14 protein-coding genes and 9 pseudogenes (1 of these 23 running past the window's edge) are annotated in these 24020 nt (G+C 59.7%); 15 read left to right on the forward strand and 8 right to left on the reverse strand.

Annotation, left to right across the window (positions count from 1 at the left end):
- The first annotated feature begins 35 nt into the window (after positions 1–35).
- The 4 genes from ETW23_RS00865 to ETW23_RS00880 all read left to right on the forward strand — a co-directional run bounded on the left by ETW23_RS00865 (position 36) and on the right by ETW23_RS00880 (position 4693).
- A complete protein-coding gene (locus ETW23_RS00865; RefSeq protein ID WP_134828821.1) occupies positions 36–1085 on the forward strand; it encodes a glycine betaine/L-proline ABC transporter ATP-binding protein in 1050 nt (349 codons plus the stop codon).
- Complete coding sequence (locus tag ETW23_RS00870; RefSeq protein WP_134828822.1) at positions 1082–2641, forward strand: proline/glycine betaine ABC transporter permease; 1560 nt, start codon at positions 1082–1084, stop codon at positions 2639–2641. Before ETW23_RS00865 ends, ETW23_RS00870 begins: the two co-directional genes overlap by 4 nt.
- An 85-nt stretch (positions 2642–2726) precedes the next feature.
- Positions 2727–3716, forward strand: coding sequence for an arginase family protein (locus ETW23_RS00875; protein WP_134828823.1), 990 nt, complete (start codon positions 2727–2729; stop codon positions 3714–3716).
- On the forward strand, positions 3713–4693 hold the full coding sequence (locus tag ETW23_RS00880) for an agmatinase (RefSeq protein WP_134828824.1): 981 nt from the start codon (positions 3713–3715) through the stop codon (positions 4691–4693). The genes ETW23_RS00875 and ETW23_RS00880 overlap by 4 nt, the downstream gene beginning before the upstream one ends.
- Before the next feature lie 503 nt (positions 4694–5196).
- On the opposite strand, the pseudogene ETW23_RS00885 reads toward ETW23_RS00880, so the two are convergent.
- A pseudogene (locus ETW23_RS00885) lies at positions 5197–6497 on the reverse strand (IS3 family transposase).
- 56 nt (positions 6498–6553) lie between these two features.
- Between ETW23_RS00885 and ETW23_RS00890 the strand changes: the two are divergent.
- A pseudogene (locus ETW23_RS00890) lies at positions 6554–6820 on the forward strand (transposase); the annotation flags it as partial.
- 50 nt (positions 6821–6870) lie between these two features.
- Positions 6871–8008: pseudogene (locus ETW23_RS00895) on the forward strand (transposase); the annotation flags it as partial.
- Between the two features lie 46 nt (positions 8009–8054).
- Here ETW23_RS00895 and ETW23_RS26640 read toward each other — a convergent pair.
- The gene (locus ETW23_RS26640; protein ID WP_368075903.1) at positions 8055–8183 is read right to left on the reverse strand and encodes a hypothetical protein; all 129 of its coding nucleotides are present in this window, start codon (positions 8181–8183) and stop codon (positions 8055–8057) included.
- A gap of 410 nt (positions 8184–8593) precedes the next feature.
- Here ETW23_RS26640 and ETW23_RS00905 point away from each other — a divergent pair.
- A pseudogene (locus tag ETW23_RS00905) lies at positions 8594–9785 on the forward strand (IS3 family transposase).
- Positions 9786–10658: 873 nt separating this feature from the next.
- Here ETW23_RS00905 and ETW23_RS00910 read toward each other — a convergent pair.
- Together ETW23_RS00910 and ETW23_RS00915 are read right to left on the reverse strand one after the other, a co-directional pair.
- A complete protein-coding gene (locus ETW23_RS00910) occupies positions 10659–12197 on the reverse strand; it encodes an arylsulfatase (RefSeq protein WP_247677007.1) in 1539 nt (512 codons plus the stop codon).
- Entirely contained in the window at positions 12194–13054 is an 861-nt protein-coding gene (locus ETW23_RS00915) for a TauD/TfdA family dioxygenase (protein ID WP_134828826.1), read from the reverse strand. The genes ETW23_RS00910 and ETW23_RS00915 overlap by 4 nt, the downstream gene beginning before the upstream one ends.
- Positions 13055–13144: 90 nt before the next feature.
- Between ETW23_RS00915 and ETW23_RS00920 the strand changes: the two genes are divergently transcribed.
- Complete coding sequence (locus ETW23_RS00920) at positions 13145–14083, forward strand: LysR family transcriptional regulator (protein ID WP_134828827.1); 939 nt, start codon at positions 13145–13147, stop codon at positions 14081–14083.
- Between the two features lie 120 nt (positions 14084–14203).
- Here the strand turns inward: ETW23_RS00920 and ETW23_RS25555 are convergent.
- Both ETW23_RS25555 and ETW23_RS00930 read right to left on the reverse strand, forming a co-directional pair.
- Positions 14204–14596, reverse strand: a pseudogene (locus ETW23_RS25555) (tyrosine-type recombinase/integrase); the annotation flags it as partial.
- Between the two features lie 5 nt (positions 14597–14601).
- Positions 14602–15064: pseudogene (locus ETW23_RS00930) on the reverse strand (transposase); the annotation flags it as partial.
- Positions 15065–15209: 145 nt separating this feature from the next.
- On the opposite strand from ETW23_RS00930, the pseudogene ETW23_RS00935 reads away from it, so the two are divergent.
- Positions 15210–15632, forward strand: a pseudogene (locus ETW23_RS00935) (transposase); the annotation flags it as partial.
- 39 nt (positions 15633–15671) lie between these two features.
- Here ETW23_RS00935 and ETW23_RS00940 read toward each other — a convergent pair.
- Positions 15672–16863: pseudogene (locus ETW23_RS00940) on the reverse strand (IS3 family transposase).
- Between ETW23_RS00940 and ETW23_RS25560 the strand changes: the two are divergent.
- Positions 16863–17536 (forward strand): annotated as a pseudogene (locus ETW23_RS25560) (IS110 family transposase); the annotation flags it as partial. The pseudogenes ETW23_RS00940 and ETW23_RS25560 sit on opposite strands and share 1 nt — an antisense overlap.
- Positions 17537–18035: 499 nt before the next feature.
- Here the strand turns inward: ETW23_RS25560 and hmpA are convergent.
- Complete coding sequence (gene hmpA / locus ETW23_RS00950; protein WP_134828829.1) at positions 18036–19226, reverse strand: NO-inducible flavohemoprotein; 1191 nt, start codon at positions 19224–19226, stop codon at positions 18036–18038.
- Between the two features lie 145 nt (positions 19227–19371).
- Between hmpA and ETW23_RS00955 the strand changes: the two genes are divergently transcribed.
- The 5 genes from ETW23_RS00955 to ETW23_RS00980 form a co-directional block, all read left to right on the forward strand.
- Complete coding sequence (locus ETW23_RS00955; protein ID WP_134828830.1) at positions 19372–19809, forward strand: Rrf2 family transcriptional regulator; 438 nt, start codon at positions 19372–19374, stop codon at positions 19807–19809.
- 549 nt (positions 19810–20358) lie between these two features.
- On the forward strand, positions 20359–21735 hold the full coding sequence (locus ETW23_RS00965) for a methyl-accepting chemotaxis protein (protein ID WP_134828832.1): 1377 nt from the start codon (positions 20359–20361) through the stop codon (positions 21733–21735).
- Positions 21736–21847: 112 nt separating this feature from the next.
- Positions 21848–22600 (forward strand): allophanate hydrolase subunit 1, encoded by a 753-nt coding sequence (locus ETW23_RS00970; protein ID WP_129369599.1) that lies wholly within the window; start codon positions 21848–21850, stop codon positions 22598–22600.
- A complete protein-coding gene (locus tag ETW23_RS00975) occupies positions 22597–23628 on the forward strand; it encodes a biotin-dependent carboxyltransferase family protein (RefSeq protein ID WP_134828833.1) in 1032 nt (343 codons plus the stop codon). The genes ETW23_RS00970 and ETW23_RS00975 overlap by 4 nt, the downstream gene beginning before the upstream one ends.
- Positions 23625–24020: the 5' portion of a LamB/YcsF family protein gene (locus ETW23_RS00980; RefSeq protein WP_134828834.1), read on the forward strand. The gene runs 378 nt beyond the window's last position; only the first 396 of its 774 coding nucleotides appear in the window; the start codon lies at positions 23625–23627; the stop codon falls past the right edge of the window. The genes ETW23_RS00975 and ETW23_RS00980 overlap by 4 nt, the downstream gene beginning before the upstream one ends.

Consider the following 24020-nt stretch of genomic DNA (forward strand, 5'->3'; position numbering starts at 1 on the left):
CGCCAAACGAACCGGGACATCCGGAGACTGAACTGATGACTGACAATGTGATCACGCTGGACGGCGTGTGGAAAATATTCGGGAACAATGCCGATGCCGCGATGGCGGCGATCCGTGAGCGCGGCCTGGGCAAGGCCGAAGTGCTGGCGGAATTCAACTGTGTGGTCGGCATCGCCGATGTGTCCTTTGAGGTGAAGCGCGGCGAGATCTTCTGCGTGATGGGGCTGTCGGGCTCCGGCAAATCCACCATGGTACGCCACCTGAACCGGCTGATTGAGCCTACTGCGGGCAATATCTCGGTGATGGGCCGGGATATGCTGACCCTGCCAGACGCTGCCTTGCGCGAAATGCGGGCGATGAACATCGGCATGGTGTTCCAGCATATGGCGCTGCTGCCGCACCGCACCGTGCGCGACAATGTCGGCTTTCCGCTGCAGGTGCGCGGCGAGCCGAAATCCACCCGCTGGGACGTCTCCCAGCGCTGTTTGGACAAGGTCAATCTCACCGGTTTCGAAGACCGTTTCCCGCGTGAGCTGTCAGGCGGTATGCAGCAGCGGGTCGGGCTGGCCCGGGCATTGGCGTCGGATCCCGATGTGCTTTTGATGGACGAGCCCTTTTCGGCACTCGATCCGCTTATCCGGCGCCAGTTGCAGGACCAGTTCATGAAGCTCTCGGCTGAGCTGAACAAAACCACCGTCTTCATCACCCACGATCTGGATGAGGCGATTCGGATCGGCAACCGCATCGCCATCATGAAGGACGGCCGCATCGTGCAGATCGGCACGCCGGAAGAAATCGTCACCCAGCCTGCCGACGATTACGTGCGCGACTTTGTCGAGGGCATCTCGAAACTGAAACTGGTCTTTGCCCATTCAATCATGGTGCCGATCAGCGAATACACACCTACCCGCTCGGTGGATTTCGACGAAAGCCCGCGGGCGCATCACGGCACCGATCTGGACCAGCTGATCGATATCGCGACCTCAACAGAGAACGTGATTGTCATCACCGGCGACGATGGCGCCGACATCGGCGTCGTCGACCGCGCCACGCTGCTGAAGGGCATTCAGGGAGGCAAGGCATGAAGGATACTTCGTTTGAATCACGCGGTCTCAGTGTCGAAGAGTTCGCGGTTGAAAACGGGCCGTACTATGCCCGAGAATTTGCCCGTATCCAGGGCAAGACCGGCTTTGCCTGGTCCTGGAACGCCATGGCCGCTATCTGCGGTCCGCTGTGGGGGGCTGCGCGCGGCGCCTGGGGCTTCTTTTGGATGTTCCTGGTACTGGAGCTGTTTGCCCTCGTGCAGATCGGCCGCGGCCTGTGGGGGGAGCTGGGCGCCGAACATCTGGTCCGCTATGAGCGGCTGCTCACCAACATCGCCAAACGCGAGGCCCAGGCCGCGGATCTGACCGCCGCCGGGGACGCCGCCGGCGCGGCTGCCAAGCTGAAGATTGCCGATAACCTGCGCGCCGCCGCCGACAAGGCGCTGGAGGCTGCCAATGCTGCCAACAGCACCGCAATCGCTATTCTTCTGACCGGCCTCGCGCTGATGGTTGCGATCAAGCTGGCTGAAGGTTTCTATGCCAACACCGCATTTGAGGCACAGTATCTGCGCTGGCGTTCGGGTCAGAAGGCACAGTCAGGCATGAACCGCAGCGGGCTGATCTTCGGTGCCATCGGGTTGCTGGCAATCTGGCCGCTGACGCTCGTGCGCTTCACCGTCGCCAAGCCGGATGAGGCGATGGCCAGCGTCACCGGCGGGCTGCTGGGGGAACGCTTGCCGATCACCGAATTCCCGGTCGGCAGGGAATACTTCGCCGCGCTGTCCAAGAAAGGCGATGCCGGGTTCGACTGGCTGGCCAACAACTTTGGCAATGTGTTCGACGGGGTGACCGCGGGTATCCGCTGGGTTCTGGATGGGCTGGAGGTGCTGCTGATTCAGACCCCCTGGCCGGTGGTGATGTTTGTAACCGTCATCATGGCGCTGCGCTTGGCCGGGCCGCGGGTGGCGATCTTTACCGCTGCCTCACTTGCTTACCTCGCCTTCATGGGGCTGTGGGAGCTGGCAATGATCACTGTGGCGCTGATTGGTGCCGGCGCCTTTCTGTGTGTGGCAATCGGCATTCCGCTGGGCATCTGGTTCGGTAAGTCCAAACGTGCCTATGCCATCGCGGAACCGGTGCTGGACTTCATGCAGACCATGCCCGCTTTCGTCTACCTGATCCCGATCATCGCCTTCTTTGGCACCGGCAAGCCGCCGGGTGTGCTGGCAACGCTGATCTTTGCCATGCCGCCGGTGATTCGCCTGACCGCTTTGGGCATGCGCGGCGTGCCAGAGACGACCAAGGAAGCCGCCGTCGCATTCGGTTGCTCGCGCCGCCAGTTGTTGCTCAATGTCGAGCTGCCGCTGGCACTGCCTTCGATCATGACCGGCATCAATCAGACCATCCTGATGTCGCTGTCGATGGTGGTGATCGCCTCGCTGATCGGTGCCGAAGGCTTAGGCGCCCTGATCTTGGAAGCGCTGCAATACGCGGCCAAGGGCCAGGGTCTGCTGGGCGGTCTCGCCATCCTTCTCTGCGCCATGGTGATTGACCGTATCGCACAGGGCGCCTACCGCAGGAGATCCGGCGAAAACTGAACCCTCCCCCGGGCTGTCCCGGACTGCCCCGGTGCCGCAACTTTAGCATCGGGGCCCTTTTCCCTCTAACCCCGAAAGACTGCTCATGGCTGACGAACACCTGAAATCCATGATGGAGAACCTCTATTGGTGGGGCATCCCCACCCTGTTCCGCTGCCCCAATGAAGGCCCGCAGGGCCAGGATATCGCCCTGGTTGGCGTGCCCCATTCCACCGGCAACGGCACCACCGAGCGCGACCAGCATCTGGGCCCGCGCGCGCTGCGCAATGTTTCGGCGGTCGGGCGGCGGATGCACGGTGAGTTCCAGCTGAACCCCTGGGAAGCCGCCAAAATCACCGATGTCGGCGATGTGCCTTTCCCGCGCGCCAATGACAACGAAGACTGCATCGAGCAGATCACCCGCTTCTACCAGAAGGTCGATGCCGCAGGCGCCCGGCCTGTCTCTGTCGGTGGCGACCACTCGATCACCGGCGGCATCGTGCAGGCTATCGGCTGCGGCCAGATCAGCAAGGGCGAGCCGGTCTGCTTCCTGCATTTCGATGCCCATACGGACGTCTTCACCAAAGTCGACCACTTCCTGGGCGCCAAGAAATCCGCCGCTCATTGGGGCGCCTATCTGGCTGATCAGGGCAAGGTAGACCCGCATCATTCCATGCAGATTGGGCTGCGCGGCCATCCCCGCACGCTCGACTGGCTGCAGCCGTCTTATGACTACGGCTACAACATCGTCACCATGAAGGAATTCCGCAAACGCGGGCTGGAGGACGTGATCGCGCAGATCCGGGAAGTGATGGCGGGCAAGCCGGTCTACATCACCTTTGACCTTGATTGCCTTGACCCTGCGATTGCGCCGGCAGTGTCCAATCTGGAGCCGGGCGAAAAGGGGTTTGATATCGACGAAGCCGTGGCGCTGCTTCACAGCGCGCGCGGCATGAATATCGTTGGCGGCGATATCGTCTGTATGATGCCGACCAAGGACAGCCCGAACCAAATCACCGCCCTGACCGCCTCGGCCATCATGTTCGAGATGATTTCGATGATTGCGGAAAACGTGAAGAACGGAGCAACAGCATGACCCAGCAAGGCGACACCTTCTTTCAGCCGGTCTCAGCCATGGACCTTCCGCGCTTTGCCGGGGTGCCCACCTTCATGCGGCTGCCGTTGCTGACGCCAGAGCACCCCCGTTTCAGCGACGTCCAGATGGGGCTGGTGGGAGTGCCCTGGGATGGCGGCACCACCAACCGCCCCGGCGCCCGCCACGGGCCGCGGCAGCTGCGCGATTACTCCACCATGATCCGGGCGATGAACCCGGTCACCGGCATCAGCCCCTTCGCCGCCGTCAACTGCGCCGACCTGGGCGACGTGCCGCCCAACCCGGTGGACATCCCGGACAATCTGGACCGCATCACCGCCTTTTACACCGGCTTGAAACAGCAGGGCATCACCCCGATGACCGCGGGCGGCGATCACCTGATTACCTTACCGATCCTGCGCGCTCTGGCCCAGGGCGGCCCGTTGGGGCTGGTCCAGTTCGACAGCCACACTGACCTCTTCGACAGCTATTTCGGCGGCTGCAAATACACCCACGGCACCCCGTTCCGCCGCGCGGTGGAAGAAGGGCTGGTTGACCCGAAACGCTTTGTCCAGGTCGGTATCCGCGGCACCGCCTATAACACTGAGGACATCGAATGGGGCCTGGAGCAGGGCATCCGCATCATCCGCGTGGAAGAGCTGTTCGACCGCGGCATCAAGGAGGTGATGGCAGAGGTGCGCAGCATTCTGGGCAGCCAGCCCGCCTATTGCACCTATGACATCGATTTTGTCGATCCCACCTATGCGCCCGGCACCGGTACGCCGGAAATCGGCGGCCCCAACAGCTTTCAGGCGCAGCAGGTGATCCGCGAACTGGCGGGCGTCACCCTGATCGGCGCCGATCTGGTGGAAGTGTCGCCGCCCTTTGACGAGTCCGGCGGTACCGCATGGCTGGGAGTGTCACTGATGTTCGAACTGATGTGCGTGCTGTCGCAGGCCCTGGCGCTGCGAATGGGATGAGCCAAAAAAATATATTGCATCCCAAGAATGGGCCGATGGTTGAACAGCCAGTAAAGAAACGTTGAACTCGAATGCCCGCTCTTTAGTTGCCGCTCTGAAGAAGATCAAACGAACGAAGAAGATTCCCTTGGGCTGACGCAGCCACGGCCAAGGACAACTTTGCTCGATTTCTGACCTTTCGTGCATTGAGCAGCACCCGGTGGTTTGGGCTCGAAGCTGCCGTCCACTGCATGAAGCAGCAACGTCAGCTGCCTGCGCAAAGAGGACACAGGATGGCGCCTTGGCTGCGTTTGCAGCGAAAAACGGCTTGGCTTGGGTCAGAAATGCTTGACAATTGGGGTGGAAATGCTTGGCAGGTGCAGGCAATTTGTCCTTAAAAACAGTCATCATCGGGTCAGTTTTGCCTGACGTTTGACACATGTTGTGAAGCGACACATAGCTTGTCCTTTTGGGACAGCACCTTCCCTTTTGATCAGCCCCACTTAAGTGGTCCAGTTTGAATGTTAGTGCATGATTGGCCTGGGTTTCATCGGGACGATGGTTTCCGGGGCCGGTGGGCGGTAGCCCAGGGCACTATGTGGTCGTTTCGTGTTGTAGTGCTTCCTCCATTTTTCAATCAGAATTTGCGCCTCTCGCAGGCTGTAGAAGACCTCCCCGTTCAGCAGTTCATCCCTGAGGCGGGCGTTGAAGCTCGCGCAGTATCCGTTCTCCCAAGGCGAGCCGGGCTCGATGTAGACCGTTCTGGCACCGGCCGCTGCGATCCAGGCCCGAACGGCCTGAGCTATGAACTCCGGGCCATTATCTGACCGAATGTACGCAGGCACGCCGCGCAGGATGAACAGGTCGGTAAGCGCGTCGATGACCTCGGTCGAGTTCAGCTTGCGCTTCACCCGGATCGCCAGACATTCCCGGCTGTGTTCATCCAGGATGTTGAGCGTTCGGAACGCTTTCCCATCATCGGTTCGATGATGCATCGAGCCATTGGGAACGCCATTGGTCCGAGTGACAATGGCGAGCGTCATACGACCAGACATGGTTGCGATACTCTGGCCGTAATCGAATGCATGAACCGTCCACTGCCCGGCAGGGCATTGCGAAGCAATGTCCCGAGAGGGTTCAGCCAGAGCCGCCCTTTCTTGGGCTGCTTCATTGGCACTTTAAGCCCCTCACGCCTCCATCGGCGTTCAACACGCTTGTCGTTCACCCGTTGCCCGGCAGGCGATTGCGAAGCAATCTGCCGGGAGGGGGCAGCCCGCATCTCGCAGCAAAGCCGCAATCCGGCGATAACCGTAGCGGCCATATTGCCTGGTCAATTCAATCATGTCGGCAACCAGCCGGTCTTCATCGGCACGGCCCCTCGGAGCTTTGCGCTGCGTCGAACGATTCTGACGCAACACTCGGCAGGCCCGCCGCTCTGAGATGTGGAGCTGACTTTGCACATGGTCAATGCAAGCACGGCGACGCGAAGGGCTCAGGGGCTCCGCCCGTTCAGGCCTGAATTGATCCACAGGATCAATTCCTAGACGGCCATCACTCCCCGTGCGGCCTCCGATAGGATCAGCTTGTCCAGCGTCAGGTCGGACACGGCTCGGCGCAAGCGATCATTCTCTTTCTGGAGCCGTTTGAGTTCTGTCAGTTGCTCGGGTCCCATGCCGCCATATTGCTTACGCCAGCGGTAAACCGTCTGCTCGGTTATCTGCACCTGGCGGATGGCATCAACACGCGGCATCCCTTGGCCGCATAGCACCTCAACCTGCCGTAACTTCGTGACAATCTCTTCCGGCTTGTGTCGCTTTATTCCCATATTCGATCCTCCGTTTCCTGACTATACGGGCGGACCACTTCAGTGGGGGAGGATCAATCGAGTCATTCAACGGCAGTCTGCGGGACGAACTCCTCAATGAAGAGCTGTTCGATACCCTGGACGATGCCCGCCGCAAACTGGCGCTGTGGCGTTACGATTATAACAACGTCAGGCCGCACTCTTCGCTGGGGAACAGAACGCCAAAGCAAGCGCGGCAGGTGCATGAGCTATTTGAGGGCTCCGCGCCCGCCGCGCTTGCCAAGCCCGAAACCGACGACTACCAAAATCAAATGCTCTGCCCCCCTGAAAACTGGACCGTATGAAGCTGGAGTTTTCCGCTAAGTTTCCCTGGCTGGGAGAGGAGCGGAATCGCATGAAAGCATCGAAGTTCACGGAGGTGCAGAAGGCGTTCATCCTGAAGCAGGGCGAGCAAGGCACGCCAGTCGCGGAGATCTGCCGCAAGGCGGGGATCAGCCAGGCGACGTACTTCAACTGGAAGAAAAAATACGGGGGTCTTCTGCCGGACGAGATGCGCCGGCTGAGAGCGCTGGAGGATGAAAACACCCGGCTGAAGAAGATCGTAGCCGATCTGACACTGGACCGGGAAATGCTTCAGGATGTCATTCGGCGAAAGCTCTGGAGCCTGGCCGTTTGCGCGAGATCGTCACCGGGATGTGCGTCGACTGGGGCGTGTCGATCCGGAGGGGTTGCCGGTGGTTGCGCCATTGGTCCGAGCGACCACCGGCGACGGGGCCATCTGCTTCGACACCTCTACCGACCACTACAAGCTCCGGCGGACGGACCAGGCTGCCGTCGAGCGGCGGATCAAGGAGATTGCAGAAACGCGTGTGCGCTATGGCTACAGGCGCGTCCATGTGCTTCTGACACGGGAGGGGTGGATCATCAATATGAAGAAGACCCGCAGGATTTACAACGAGTTGGGCCTGCAGCTCAGGAACAAGCACCCGAAGCGCCGGGTGAAGGCAAAGCTCAGAGAAGACCGCCAGGAGGCCACTGGGCCGAACGATGCCTGGGCGATGGACTTCGTTCACGACCAGCTTGCCCTGGGTAAAAGACTCCGCATCCTGACCATCGTCGGCACGCATTCGCGGCTTTGCCCGGCGGCTGATCCGCGCTTCAGCTATCGAGGCGAAGATGTCGTGCAAGCGCTCGAGCGGGTCTGCGGGCGGATCGGCTATCCGAAAACGATCAGTGTCGACAACGGCAGCGAGTTCATTTCGCGCGATATGGATCTTTGGGCCTACGCCAACCATGTCACGTTGGACTTCTCACGGCCTGGAAAACCCACGGACAACGGGTTCATCGAAGCATTTAACAGCAAGCTCCGGGCGGAATGCCTGAACGCCCATTGGTTCATGAGCCTTGCGGACGCCCGCGAAAAGCTGGAGGATTGGCGTAGACACTATAACGAGGACAGACCTCACAGTGCGATCGGATACAACGTACCGATCGCCATGCACTATTCCGATGGCGTCACTAGCCCGTCATCGTGACAGAGCCGGAAAAATCCAGCTTCCGGCGGTCCAAGGTTGGGGTTCAGAGCACAAACCCGCAGACTCTCGTCATGAGCGAGGGAACAGCGGGGGGCACGTCAAAAGTCATCGCGTATCGTCGGATCGCGTCCGCCTGGTTTTCTGTCGAGTAGCGCTGATGCTCGGTCGACATGCGCACATAATGCGCTGCCTTGCGACGATTTTCTTCTTTTTGATCAGCATCTGGCCAGCTCAATGTTGCCGCCCTCCATCATCCAAGTTCGCAAATCTGCGCGGGATCTCTGCGATTCCTTTCTCAATCTTAATGGGAGAGGGGCGGAAACATGTTGCATAAAAAGGGCAAGTCGTTTCATCGAGAATGCGAAGGGCGCGTTTTCGCGTCAGAATACCGACAGGCGATCAGCTCAGCTCTGTCACAAGAACTCGGCGGTGCGGGCCAGGCGGCGAAAGCAACCATGCGGTGGACTGGAGCGAGTGAACGAACGGTGAAAAACTGGATATCTGAGCTACCCCCTGAATTTCGGACACTGACGTAAGCTGCGATTTGCTGTCTGCTGATCTTCGACGAAGAGGAGATCAGAGATGTCGAAACGGAAGAACCATTCGCCCGATTTCAAAGCGAAAGTCGCGCTTGAGGCTCTGAAGGGCGAGCGGACTGTTGCTGAGCTGGCGAGCCAGTTTGGCGTTCACCCAACGATGATCCACAGCTGGAAGCGGGCTCTTCTGGAGGGCGCGTCCGGCGTGTTCAAGCGCGGCGGCAGGAAGCCCCAGGAGATTGACGAAGAACAGGTCAAAGAGCTGCACGCCAAGATTGGGGAGCTGGCCGTTGCCAACGATTTTTTGTCACGAAAGCTCAAACCGTGGATCGGCAAGTGAGGAGGAAAATGATCGAGCCTGCCAATGCCAATCTGCCCATTAGCAAGCAGTGCAAGCTGCTGTCGATCTCGCGGTCGTCGTTCTATTATCAGCCCAAAGGCGAGACGGCTCTGAACCTGATGCTGATGCGCCGGATCGACGAACAGTTCCTGGAAACGCCGTTCTTCGGTGTGCGGCAGATGACTTGGCATCTGCGCAATGAAGGTCATTTGGTGAACGAAAAGCGGATCAGGCGGCTGATGAGGGTGATGGGGCTCATGCCGATCTACCAGAAGCCCAACACCCGCTGCCCGGCAGCACATGCAAAGCATGTGCGAGAGGGGGCAGGGCTGCGAAGGGGCACAAGACCTACCCCTATCTGCTGCGTGGTCTGCGGGTGGGGCGCCCGAACCAGGTCTGGGCGGCGGACATCACCTATCTGCCAATGCGCAAGGGGTTCCTGTATCTGGTGGCGATCATTGACTGGCACACGCGCAAGGTGCTGGCCTGGCGCATCTCGAACACGCTGGAAGCGGACTTCTGTGTCGAGGCGCTGAACGAGGCCATCCACAAGTTCGGCCCGCCCGAGATCATGAATACAGATCAGGGCAGCCAGTTCACGTCCTTCGCCTGGACGGACAGGCTGTGGCGATCCGGTGTGCGCATCTCGATGGATGGCAAAGGCCGGTTCCTCGATAACATCTTCGTCGAGCGGCTTTGGCGGAGCCTGAAATACGAATGCGTCTACTTGCATGCTTGGGAGACCGGATCAGAGGCGAAGGTCGGCGTCGGAAAGTGGATCGAGTTCTACAACCGAAAACGCCCACATTCCGCCCTTGGCGGCAAACCCCCGGCCGTGGTCTATTGGCTGAGAAAACACAAAACCCAACCCGATCAGCAGGAGCAGAGAGTAGCTTAAATTACGCCAGAACCTGTCCAACAATTGGGGAGTAGCTCAATCCGGTTCTTACGGACCAACGGCTGAATATCTTATTGAACTTATGAGGCATTCAGACACGGTGCTTGCCGTCGTCCTTGAACTGGCTGGGCGCAACGAATCGATGACGACAGAACGTCTCAAGCGCGTGAAAGCAGAACTGGCAGATGTTCTCATGACTTTGGATGCATTCTGCGCCGCTGAGGACGATCAAACAGCAGAATAACAACTGATCTAGAAATCTGGTTCATAGCGCCGAATGGAAGACCTACGAGTCGCAAAAGGCAAATTCGCTGCGCTGATCGTCAGAATTTCCCTTTGAAACCAACGATTAGGCTTCCTGAAAAGGGTAAAACTATGTGTCGCCCCACACATGTAATGTCGGGCGACACATAGTTTTGCCATTTGCGACAGAACCTTTCCTTCTTCGTGTCTCCAACATTCCCGCTCGCGCCTCCTGTTCCGCCAGTGGCGAAGCCTTCCCTGATTTTCACTTCGGAAGACCTCGTGTCTTCCGGATGGCAGGCGGACCAATCAAACGGAATATGCCAGGCGCGCTAGATCGAAACGGAGGCGCGGCTGACTTCTGTACAAGCGATCGCGGTCTCGTCAGCGATCACATTCTAAAATTGGCAGGAAGGACAGGAGGAAAGCAGCCCGCGAGATCTTCAGCTGCCAATCACCACGCCAGCCGCAAACTCACACTGCGCGGGACAAGCCGACTTTTTTAAGGGGCCCCAAGAAGCAGCTTAACCATCAGCTTCAGCCATTTGCACTTTCCATCTTCCACGCCGCCAGAAGTTTCGGCAGCGCTTCGTTCCAGTCCAGGACACCGGTGGTTAGCGCCCAAGCCTGCTACTGGCGGATCAGATCTTTCTCAAGGGCGGTGTTGCGGCCCGCAAGGTCGGTTAGTTCGGTGCGGTCGGCTTCGATGTCGTAAAGCTCCCAAGTGCAATCATGCAGCCGAACCAGCTTGAACTGGCCTAGCCGGATCGCGGCGTTGCCCTCGTGCTCAAAGAAGATCGGCTGTTCACGCCGCCAGTCTTTGCCCTGAAAGAGACCCAGCAGCGACTCTCCTTGCAGAGGCTGGATCTCATGGCTGCCGACCTCGGTCTGATAGGCGGCGCCGGCGGCTTCCAGGATGGTCGGCAGGATATCGGCCACGTGACAGGCCGCATGGGCGATGCCGCGCGGTGTGAACCCCTCCGGCCAATGGGCCACCAGAGGGGTCGAGATGCCGCCTTCATGCACATAATGCTTGTACAGGCGGAACGGCGCATTGGAGACATTGGCCCAGGGCTTGTCATAGCTCTGGAAGGTCTGGGCATCGCCCGGACGCAGGCCGGTCACATTGCCCATGGTGATCTGCTTCCCGTCGTGGGTTTTGTCCGGGTAGAATTTCGCCCAGCCGTCCTCAGCCATGAACTCGGCGCAGCCGCCGTTGTCGCTCAGGAAGAGGATCAGCGTGTTGTCGAACTGCCCGAGCCGTTTCAGGGCCGCGATCAACGTGCCAACCGACTGATCCATGCGGTCCACCATCGCCGCATAGGTGGCCATCTTGCTGGCTTCCCAATCCCGGTTCTTTTCCTGTTCCCAGCCATGCACGGTGCTGTCACGCGGGGAGATGTCCCAGCTGCGCTGGAACACACCTTGACCGTTCATCGTTTCATGGCGCGCGGTGCGGATACGGTCCCAGCCTTTGGCATAGACGCCGTCGTATTTTGCAATGTCCTCTGGGTGGGCATGCAGCGGCCAGTGCGGCGCAGTATGGGCGAGGTAGAGAAAGAAGGGTTTTTCGTCCGCCACCGCGCCTTCAATCATGCCGATGGCCTTATGGGTGATGGCGTCGGTGAAGTAGAAAACATCCGGGAAGGTTTCGACCCGGCTGTCATCCTCCAGCATGTAATGCGGCGAAAAGAAATGCGTCGCCCTGTCCATGATTCCGTAGAAACGGTCAAAGCCGCGCTGGCGCGGGGTTGGATGCTCAACATCGCCGATCCGCCAGTGGTCTACGCTGCGGGGGGCGAAGTCGCCTGCCACGTGCCATTTCCCGGACATCAGCGTGGCATAGCCGCTGGCGCGCAGATGCTCGGCAATTGTGGCGCTGTCGTTGCGCAGGAACCACTGGTAGGCAGGCGAGCCCAGATTGGCACCCATATGCCCGACGCCGGCATCATGCGGGTAAAGCCCAGTCAGCAACGACGCCCGTGTCGGGCAGCAGCGGGCACAGTTGTACATCGCAGACAGCATCACACCCCCACGCGCAAGCGCATCGATGTTGGGGGTCTGGATTTCAGACCCGGTGCAGCCAAGGTCGGCAAACCCCATGTCGTCCGCCAGGATCAGGATGACACTGGGCCGGGCGGATACTGCCTGGGGGCTATTGCTGGTCATAACTGAGCTTTCATCAGGGGGCAGGCCGCGGGGGCGGAGGCAAGCGGGCAGCCCTCGACGGTGACACGGTGCATCAGGCGGCGGAAGCCGTGATAGTCATTGATCGCCTTGTGCCAGGTGGCGCGGTTATCCCACATGGTAATGTCACCGGCCCGCCAGCGCACGCGGCATTGAAACTCCGGTTGCTGGCAGTGGGCATAAAGCATGGCCAGAAGCGCCGAGGATTCTTCCGGGTTCAGCCCTTCAATGCGGGTGGTGAAGACCGGGTTCACAAAAAGGCCACGCCGTCCGCTCAGCGGATGGGTGATGACCACCGGATGACGGACATCCTGGGTGGCGGCCTCTGCATTGCCCAGACGGCCCGATTTTACGGCCTCGCTGTCCATCGCGGCGGCGCCGAACACATGCCGCGAGGAATGTACAGCCGTCAGACCATCAAGAAACCGGCGCATCGGTTCTGAGAGTGCTTCATAGGCGGCACGCATGGAGACAAACAGCGTGTCGCCGCCATAGGGCGGCATCTCGATGGCGTGAAGAATAGAGCCCATCGCCGGTTCTTGATCATAGGAATGATCGGTATGCCATCCTTCACCAACGGCCTCTGTCTGGTCCTTCTCTTTCAGGACCGTGGCGATTTCCGGGTGGCCCTCGACCGGCTTGAAGAACCGGTTGACATTCACAGGTCCAAAACGGCGGGCAAAGGCCAGGTGATCCGCCGGTCCGGCGGTCTGCCCCCGCAGCACAATCACCGAGTATTCCGCAAATGCGTCCCGGATGGCGCTGAAATCCTCTCTGCGGCGGATATCCGCCCCCAGGATTTCCGCACCTAGCCCGCCGGTCATTGGCAAAATGTCCATGATATCCTCCGCCGTTACCTGCAGGCAGCATAGGGCCTGCCCAAAGGCTGGAAAAACTGATTTAATCTGTTTCAAAGAGAGATTTTCCCAATGGTTCGCTTCACCCTTCGCCAGCTTACCTACCTGACGGAAACCGCACGGCAGGGCGGTATTGCCCAGGCGGCGCGGCAGCTGAATGTCTCTGCCGCAGCCATCGCCTCGGCTCTGGACAAGCTGGAGGCCGCCACCGGCCTGACCCTGTTTGACCGGTTTCCCGCACAAGGCATGCGGCTGACCCGCGCTGGCGAAGAATTCACGGCCCAAGCCAACGCGCTTCTGACGCAGGCAGGGACGCTGGACAAACACGCCGCAGATTTAGCGTCAGGCCGCGCCGGCAGGCTTCACATCGGCACCCATCACGCACTGGCGCAGCGGATTGTTCTGCCTGCGGTGCTCGCCTTCTGCGAAAGCCATCCCGGTGTCCGTATCGAGGTGAAGGAAGCAGTCTATCCGGCATTGATTGACTCGCTGGATGCTGGCGAGGTGGATGTGCTGGTGGTCTTCGACCAGGGGCTTGATCCAAAGCGGCATGAAGCTGAAGTTCATTTGGAGCTGCCACCCCTGGTTCTGTTGGCAGCGTCACACGCCCTAGCAGCGAAGAGTCAGATCAGCCTGTCCGACCTGACCGGTCTGCCATATATCTCCGTCTCGCCTGCTGGCCCCGGCCCAAGCTACCTTCAACTGCTGCAAGCTGCGGGGATTCACCCCGACGTGCCGTTCCAGTCCCAATCCCGCGAGCTAGTGCAGGCCTACGTCGGCAAGGGGTTCGGCTTTACGCTTGCAGGCTTCCCGCCCAAACAGGACTGCACGACTGAAGGCGACCCCATCGTGGCGCGGCCGCTCAAGGAAAACATCGGGCAATACAGGGTGGTGATTGCCCGCTCACGCCAAGCTGTGCAAACAGCGCTGATTGTCCGGTTTTTAGAGATCTGTAGGTCGCCGACCTCTGTTTCAGGCCTTGCAGGCATCCAAAACTCTGCAAACCTGTGATGCTGCCGTACGTCTTTTCTGCAGCATCCGGTAAAGATGGGCTCGCTACCGACCAACGCTGCGTTTAGGTTGGGCCTCCGCTTCGGAATGGCGAACGGCTGCACCGTTCGCCAAGGTAGGTCAGATGTCGATACGCTCAGCGATGCTCAAAGCATCTTCAAGTTCAACGCCCAGGTAACGCACCGTGCTGTGACCAAGCAGAAGTTGGACTGCGCGGAGATTGCCAGTCTTTTGATAGATTTCCGCTGCCTTCGTACGGCGGAGCGAAAGCGTGCCGTAGGCGCTTGGTTCCAACCCAATCGCTATTACCTAGTCGCGGACCAGCCGACCGTACTGGCGAGTCGAGATGTGAGGCCGATCATGGAAGCGACTTGGAAACATGAACGGGCATGCAAACATCTCGGGCGACTTGACCCAGGCCAGTACAGTTTCTCTAGTATTTTCGGTCAGTTCGAACTGCACAGGTTGCTTAGTCTTGCTTTGGATCACCGAAACACGCTCCCGGACGCGATCATGCGCTGCCCGCTGACCAGACCCTCCTCGATACACAGCGCGACGGTTGTCTCGAAGACATGCCGCAACAGTTCGCTGTCGTGAAACCGGCCATGCATTGCCCGGCAGGCGATTGCGAAGCAATCTGCCAAAAGGGGCGGTTCTTCAAAAACGTCGAGTGATCCGGGACCCGGTCGCTCAGATCAAGCCGGCAGAACCAGCGATAGGCGAGGTTCAGGTGGACCTCTTCACACAGCCGCCGTTCCGACCGGATGCCGAAGCAATAGCCGGCCAGCAACATGCGGATCAGCAGCTCGGGATCAATCGAAGGCCGACCCGTGTGGCTGCAGAAATCGGCAAGGTAGCTGCGGATCCCGGACAGATCCACAAACCGGCCGATGGAGCGCAGGAGATGGTTTGCGGGACATAATCCTCGAGCGAGAACTTGTAAAATAGCGCCGGTTGCGCCTCTTGCCGCGGTCCTATCATCGCCGATCCTCCCACCCAATGAGGGAATCGAATTAGCCGCGGACACCTCAATCAAGAAGGAGTTTTTCAATATGGCGCAATCATCATCTGGGCCTACCAAGACACTGTGGTGTCTGGACCGTACGTAATTTTGAGGAGCTACCAGATGGATTACTTTGCCGGGTTGGATGTCTCAATGGAAGAGCCCCATATTTGCGTCTTTGATCGCGAAGGTACTTTGATCCGGGAAGGGAAAACCCAAACGTCGTCAGTTGCGATAGCAGAATTCTTGGCCGCTGGACCTGACTGTAAGGACGCGGTGTTTGAGACCGGCAGAATGGCTCCCAGGCTGTATCACGGCCTCACAGAGCGCGGCGTTCCTGTGCAATGCATTGAAAGCAGACAGGCCTACCAGGCGCTCAAATCGCTGGCAGGGCATAAGACGGATAGGAACGATGCGCGCGGTTTGGCCCACTTGGCTCGGACCGGATTCTACAAACCGACCCGCGTCAAATCCCTGCCTGCTCATGCAGTCCGGTCCCTTATCGCAGCTCGCAAAAAGTTAGTCGGGCAGCGCGTGATGATTGATTGAGCTACTCCCCAATTGTTGGACAGGTTCTGGCGTAATTTAAGCTACTCTCTGCTCCTGCTGATCGGGTTGGGTTTTGTGTTTTCTCAGCCAATAGACCACGGCCGGGGGTTTGCCGCCAAGGGCGGAATGTGGGCGTTTTCGGTTGTAGAACTCGATCCACTTTCCGACGCCGACCTTCGCCTCTGATCCGGTCTCCCAAGCATGCAAGTAGACGCATTCGTATTTCAGGCTCCGCCAAAGCCGCTCGACGAAGATGTTATCGAGGAACCGGCCTTTGCCATCCATCGAGATGCGCACACCGGATCGCCACAGCCTGTCCGTCCAGGCGAAGGACGTGAACTGGCTGCCCTGATCTGTATTCATGATCTCGGGCGGGCCGAACTTGTGGATGGCCTCGTTCAGCGCCTCGACACAGAAGTCCGCTTCCAGCGTGTTCGAGATGCGCCAGGCCAGCACCTTGCGCGTGTGCCAGTCAATGATCGCCACCAGATACAGGAACCCCTTGCGCATTGGCAGATAGGTGATGTCTGCCGCCCAGACCTGGTTCGGGCGCCCCACCCGCAGACCACGCAGCAGATAGGGGTAGGTCTTGTGCCCCTTCGCAGCCCTGCCCCCTCTCGCACATGCTTTGCATGTGCTGCCGGGCAGCGGGTGTTGGGCTTCTGGTAGATCGGCATGAGCCCCATCACCCTCATCAGCCGCCTGATCCGCTTTTCGTTCACCAAATGACCTTCATTGCGCAGATGCCAAGTCATCTGCCGCACACCGAAGAACGGCGTTTCCAGGAACTGTTCGTCGATCCGGCGCATCAGCATCAGGTTCAGAGCCGTCTCGCCTTTGGGCTGATAATAGAACGACGACCGCGAGATCGACAGCAGCTTGCACTGCTTGCTAATGGGCAGATTGGCATTGGCAGGCTCGATCATTTTCCTCCTCACTTGCCGATCCACGGTTTGAGCTTTCGTGACAAAAAATCGTTGGCAACGGCCAGCTCCCCAATCTTGGCGTGCAGCTCTTTGACCTGTTCTTCGTCAATCTCCTGGGGCTTCCTGCCGCCGCGCTTGAACACGCCGGACGCGCCCTCCAGAAGAGCCCGCTTCCAGCTGTGGATCATCGTTGGGTGAACGCCAAACTGGCTCGCCAGCTCAGCAACAGTCCGCTCGCCCTTCAGAGCCTCAAGCGCGACTTTCGCTTTGAAATCGGGCGAATGGTTCTTCCGTTTCGACATCTCTGATCTCCTCTTCGTCGAAGATCAGCAGACAGCAAATCGCAGCTTACGTCAGTGTCCGAAATTCAGGGGGTAGCTCAGATAATCTGATCCGCGGCCTAGTGGTCGTGTTTGGTGTGCGGCTGCCTCGAGCCTTGTCGCCTGCGTTCAGGGATGCGGCACTGAAAGTCAGCGATGGTGTACCCGGCTTGCATGCTGCGCTACGTGGCTCTTTGCAGCGCGCGAAGCTATTCTGACAGCCCTGTCCGTCATCGACGCCGACATCAGGAAGATGACTCGAAAATCTGACGTTTGCCGACGTTTAATGACAGTGCCGGGCGTCGGCCCAATAACCGCGCTGGCCTTCGCGGCCGCTTTTGACGATCCATCACGCTTCAAGAAATCGCGTGACGCGGGAGCGTATCTCGGGCTCGTGCCGCAACGGCATCAGTCCGGCGAAATTGATTACACGGGCAGCATCACAAAACGTGGAGATGTCAAAGTGCGGACGCTCCTCTATGAGGCGGCAAACGTCATGCTCACCAGATGCACGGCTCCGATCAAACTGAAATCGTGGGCGCTCGGCATTGCGGCCCGCTCAGCAATGCGCAAAGCCAGAGTCGCCTTGGCTCGGCGGCTAGCGATAATTCTTCACGCCATCATGCGCGACCATACCAAGTTCAAAGCAGCCTGAACCAAAAGGACCAAAGCGAGGATTCCAACAGCCGGTTCCCAGCGGGAACGACGCCCGAGGGAGGGCGTAGGACACGGCGCGGATTCAACCCTCTCCGGCGCATAAGGCACTAAATCGACCCAAAATCCGGCTGCCTCCGAAAAATCGACTGAAACATCCCCATCGTCGGGAAACCAGGTGAGTTTCCACACACCCTCAGACCAAAGCGGGCGTGCCGAATTTCTTTTGCGCGAAGCATGCAAACCAGCTGCGCAGCTACAAATCCACTGCTGCATTGCAGAGGGGAAAGCAGTCACTCACGCAGTTTGCAGCAAGTTTGAATCATGGCCATGTGATTTTAGCTGTTTAATTAACTTCTGATAGCCACTTGCCGCTTTGGCTACGGCCGACCGCAAGGCAGATGCGGTCGGCTTCGCGTTGCATGGTTCTCGACGATCGTGGTCCCCCGATACGGGTGCCCGGTCGGAAGGACCGTTCTTCTTGTGCCGCCTTTTTGCTGCTACGCGGCGTCCAAATCCTGCGCTGGCCCGAAAAATTCGTAGAAGATTCGGTTCTCGTCAACGCCAGCCGCCCTCAGGCCGTTCACAGCCATCGACATGAATCCCTTTGGACCGCAGATGTAGTATTCAGCCTGATCTGTATTGGTGTTCCGGGTCAGCCACTCCGGAGTGATGCGGCCTTCCACATCGAAGTTTGCTTCTGCCCGGTCTTCGGAACTGGGATCCTCAAAAAATGTGACGCACCGGCGGGACAGGGATCGCGCGATATCAGACATGACGTGATGCCTGCTGTCTTGTGTGGCATGCAGGTAGGTCGCACCGCGATTGTTTGCGGCCAGAACCTCAAGCATGGAAATCATCGGCGTCAGCCCGACACCGGCCGACAGCAGGACAACATCAGCCTCCTGGCCACTTTTCAGGAAAAACTCTCCAGCCGGTGCAGCAACATTAACCATGGTGCCTTCGACTGCCTGCTCATGCAGCCAGGTGCTGGCCTGGCCGCCTTTCTGGTGCTTGACCGTGATCCGGTAAAACTCATTCGATGGCCCTGAGGAAATCGAATAATTGCGGCGCAGCTTGCCTGCCCCGGGCACATCAAGATCGAAGGACAGATATTGTCCCGGCTTGTGCTTCAGCAGGGGCTTGCCATCGACGGGTTTCAGGACAAAAGACATCACGTCAGCACTCTCCTGGATCCGCCTGTCGATCCGGAACTCCCGCCAGCCGCGCCAGCCGCCCTCTGCCGCTGCGGTGTCCTGGTAAAGCTGCTCTTCGCGGCCAATCAGGATATTGGCCAGGAACCAATAGGCTTCACCCCAGGCGCGGACCACCTCCTCGGTCGCCGCCTCTTTGAGAACTGCCTTGATCGCGGCCAGCAAGGCGCTGGCGACATGATCATAATGGCGGGGTTCGATTTGCAGGCCCACATGCTTGTTTGCAATACGCTCGACCGCTGCGGCCATCACCGGGAGGTTTTCGATGTTCTGAGCATAGGCCAGAATCGCGTTGGTCAATGCTGCGTGCTGCGGGGAGTCGCCGTCCTGGTGCGACTGGTTGAACAGTGTGCGGATTTCCGGATCGGCCAGCAGCCTGTCGTACATCTCTGCTACGATCTCGCGCCCATGCTGCGCCAGCGCCGGAACGGTCGCCTTTACGGTGTCGATGGTGGTTTGGCTGAGTGGCTGTGCCATTGCACGCTCCTGATTTGTCGGTTGGCAAGCCTGCGGCCTGCGTCGTGAGTTTCACCGCCTGAAACATTCAGGCTGGATGCATGTATGATTGCGGCATTGAAAGATGCAACCCAAATGAATATTAAAAGCGTGATCGGAGCCCCGCATGAAGCTGAACCTGACAACTGATTACGCGTTGAGAATTCTTATTTTTCTGGCGTCCAAGCCCGAAGAGCTGCACTCGATTGAGACATTGAGCCGCATCTACGGTCTGCCGCACAGCTCTTTGATGAAGATCGTCAGCGAGCTGGTCCGGCAAGGCTACGTCATGAGCGTTCGCGGCCGCTACGGCGGCATCAAGCTCGGACAGGCCGCTAGCGAAATCAATGTGGGGCAAGTCGTACGGAGCATGGAGGAAAGCTTCGAAGTTGCCAATTGCGGAGAATGTCTGATCCAGCCCCAATGCGGGCTTCGAGGGGTCTTTGCTGAAGCGGTCAATGCGTTTCTGAGTGTCCTCGACCGCAGCACCGTCGCCGATCTGATCAGAAACAAGGCGGATCTGGTTCCGTTGCTGACATTGTCGGAGGCGGCAGATAATCCGTAATCCGCCGTGAACCGGCCAGGGAACCCAAACTGGCCAAGGGCAGTGACCAGGGGCTTGGCAGGACGCTAATTGCAGGGAGTAGGCTGAAATTTGCGACGCCGTCCCCGTTCGGCCTGCTAACTGCAAGACAGTCAACCATAATTGATGTCGATCAATATCGGTGCGGACCTGTCACAGCAATCGGTCCTTCGGTTCCAACGATGTCCTCAATCAAACGCACAAGATGCGGAATGCAAGTGGGTTCGCAGAATTGCTCCGAGTCCGGGATATGCTGCCGTTTCAAAACACTCAGCACGCACGCCATATTGGTGCATCTGCAAGATTTACACTTCAGATCCAAACAGGTTCATAAAGGATCCGATCAGCCAGATGCCGGGGCTGAACACTTAGGCGCATGTATCCAGGGACGTTAAGAATTTTCTGTTGGTTTCACGGTACTTTCGGCGCGAGCCATCGAGAATCAGGAACGCGCGGAGAAATTCATTGTTTTTCAAATTCAAAGCGTCCAGGCCCGCAGAGCAGGATAGCGGTGCCAGGATTATTGCCGGTATGGTCGATCGCACTCAGGCGACAATCCAATTTAAACCGGACGGCACAATCCTGACCGCAAACGGCAATTTTCTTGCTGCTTTGGGATACCGGCTGGAAGAAATCACGGGCCGGCATCATTCGATGTTTGTGGCGCCTGAAATTGCCGCGGGTGCGGAATATAAGTCATTCTGGAAAGACCTGGCCGCTGGCCGTGTGTTCACGGATCAGTTCCCGCGGGTGACCAAAGACGGCGCCACCATTTGGATCCAGGCGACCTATGCTCCGGTTGAAAATGCGGATGGCACAGTGGAAAGGGTGGTCAAAGTGGCCACTGATGTAACGGTGCGCCGTCTTGGGCTGCAGGAAATTGCCAAGGGGCTGGACGCGATGAGCCAGGGGGATCTGGGCTTCCGGGTCAAACTGTCCGATCAGGCGGACATTGCCGCACTGGGCGAGGCGTTCAACCGCTCGGCGGAGCAGCTTGGCACAGCGATGGGCGCGGTGACGCAAGTATCCGAAGCTGTCGGACGCACAGCGGATGAGATTTCCAAATCAGCCAGCGACCTGTCTCAGCGTACCGAGAGCCAGGCTGCCACGCTGGAGGAAACCGCAGCGGCCATCGAGGAGCTGACCGGCACGGTGCATTCCTCGGCGGAAGGTGCAGAGAAGGTGGAAGGCATCGTCAGCGAGGCCCAGACTGCCGCGGAACGCAGCGGCCAGGTTGTCTCGGACGCTGTTGCGGCGATGTCGCAGATCGAGAGTTCCTCTGAGGAAATCGCCAAGATCATAGGGATGATCGACGACATTGCCTTTCAGACCAACTTGCTGGCGCTGAATGCCGGGGTCGAAGCGGCCCGGGCGGGGGAAGCAGGCCGTGGCTTTGCGGTTGTTGCCTCAGAAGTGCGGGCGCTGGCGCAAAGGTCTGCTGGGGCGGCCGGCGAGATCAAACAGCTTATCGGTCAAAGCAAACAGCAGGTGGCCAGCGGTGTGGACCTGGTTGGCAGAACCGGAATTGAGCTTAAGCAGATCATTGACAGTGTGGGTCATATTTCCACCCACATCAGCGGGATTGCCACTGGCGCCAAGGAACAGGCAACGTCGCTGAGCGAGATCAACCTTGGTGTTTCACAGCTGGACCAGGTGACCCAGCAGAATGCGGCGATGGTTGAGGAAACCTCGGCCGCCAGCCAGTTGCTGTCCGCGGACGCCAGCCAGCTGACCCGCGAAGTGTCCAAGTTCAGCTCCGCAGGCAACCCGGCCCCCGTCCCGGGTGCGGATGTGGTGGCTTTCCAGCGCCCGGCGGCAGCAGCGCCGACAGCAGCCCCGGCGGCACAAGGCGCCGGCGGTTTGGATGCAGAGGCGCTGCCTGCGGCGCAAGGGTGGGATGATTTCTGAAGCCGGCTTGCGGTTCTTGCCTGTGGCAGCGGCAAGGCTTTCGATGAATTGACATGTTGACACTCTCTGTTTGCACCGCAACGCTTGCGCGCAAAAATGACGGGGTGAAAACATGAACAGCCAGGACGCACCAGCCTATCCGCTGGTCCGGCGGGCCGGGCAGAACGGCATGCTGGTGAGCTTTGACAGCAGCCTTAGCGAGGCCTCGAACCGTGCCGCGCTGGCTTTTGGCAGTGCGGTGGAAGCGCTGCCGCTTGAAGGGGTTGTAGAGACCATGGCCTCTTTGGCCTCGGTCTTTGTCCGTTTTGATCCTGCAGAACTGCGGCATGAGGCGCTGGAGGCTGCTTTGCAGACCCTTCTGACGGCCCAAAACTGGCTGCAGGCGCCGCTGCCGCCCGGGCGCCGGTTCTGGCGGGTGCCCACAGTATACGGCACCGATCTGGCACCCCAGCTGGGAGAAGCAGCCGATGCCGCGGGGATGAGCGAGGCACAGGCCATCGAAAGCCTGGGTGCTGCACAGGTGCGGGTGCTGACCATCGGCTTTGCCCCCGGCCAGCCCTACCTTGGGTCTTTGGGGCCGGAATGGAACCTGCCACGGCAGACGGAGCTGACACCGTTGGTGCCGCGCGGCGCGCTGGTGCAGGCGATCAGCCAGTTCGTCTTGTTCTCCAATCCGGCACCAACCGGCTGGCGCCATGTGGGTCAGACCGGGCTGACCCTGTTCCAGCCGGGGGCAGCGCAGCCTTTTGTTCTGCGCCCGGGTGATGAGATGCAGTTTGAGCCGGTCTCCAAACCGGACTTCCTGAAACACTGTCAGGATGACCCGCTGCTTGGCGGCGCCGTCGTTTCGGAGATCGCAGCATGAGCGGCCTCAAGATACTGCGGATCGGACCGGCAGCTTCGGTCCAGGATATGGGGCGGCCCGGTTTGCTGGGGCAGGGGGTGTCCCAAGGCGGCGCTGCTGACCCGCTGGCATTGGCCGAGGGGGCTGCGCTGCTGCGGCAGGATTCCGGATTGGCAGCCTTGGAAATGGGTGGCATGGGCGGCGAGTTCGAAGCAACCGGCCCCCTGCGCATTGCCCTGACCGGCGCGCCGATGGCGGCGGTGCTGGAGGGTGAACCGCTGGCCTGGAATGCGTCGCACCGGATGGAGGCGGGCCAGCGTCTGTCAATCGGTGCCGCCCGCCGCGGCGTCTATGGATACCTGCATCTTGGCGGCGGCATTGCCACGGAGCCGCTGCTTGGCTCCCGCGCTGTGCATCTGATGGCGGGGCTGGGGCGGGCGGCCGAAGCCGGAGACTTGCTGCCTGCCGGTACAGACCGGAATTGTGAAACAGGTCTGGTGCTGGCCGCCGAGGACCGTTTTCAGGGCGGTGATTTGCGTATTATCGAAAGCTTCCAAAGCAGCCTGTTTCCCGAGGCGGTCCGTGCCCGGTTTGCGGCCACGGCTTTCCGGCGCGGCAGCCGTGCCAACCGGATGGGGGTGGAAATGGTCTCGGACGGCGAAGGCTTTGCCGCTGATGGCCAGCTCAACATCCTGTCCGAAGTGATCCTGCCGGGGGATGTGCAGATGACCGGCGATGGCAAGCCCTTCGTGCTGCTGCGCGAATGCCAGACAACTGGCGGTTACCCGCGGATCGGCACCGTTCTGCCATGCGATCTCCCCAAGGTGGCGCAGGCGCAGGGCGGCGCTGCGCTCCGCTTCTGCTGGACCAGCCTGGAACAGGCTCTGGAAATTCAGGCCAGGTTTGAGACGGTTTTAAAGGGGCTGCCCGCAGCTTGCCGCCCGCTGGTACGCGATCCGGCAGCGCTCCGGGACCTGTTATCCTATCAATTGATCAGCGGGGCGGTCTCTGCGGAGGCGGACCCATTTGCAACGGGAGAGACCGCATGACCAAGACCGTCGACCTGAACGCCGACATGGGTGAAAGCTTCGGCCCCTGGACCATGGGGGATGACGCGGCGCTGCTGGACATCGTCTCCTCGGCCAATATTGCTTGCGGCTTTCATGCGGGCGATCCGGATGTGATGGCCCGGACCATGGCGCTGGCGCATGACAACGGCGTCGGGATCGGCGCCCATCCCGGGTTCCTGGACTTGCAGGGCTTCGGGCGGCGCAAGATGCATGTGCCGCATGGCACACTGGCCAATATGATCCGCTACCAGCTGGGCGCAGCGCAGGGCATGGCACGGGCGGCCGGAACTCAGGTGCGCCACCTGAAACTGCACGGGGCCCTGTCCAACATGGCCTGCACCGATCACGCGCTGGCGCGGGCCTGCTACGAG

It is taken from the genome of Leisingera sp. NJS201 (assembly GCF_004535885.1).
GTDB lineage: Bacteria > Pseudomonadota > Alphaproteobacteria > Rhodobacterales > Rhodobacteraceae > Leisingera.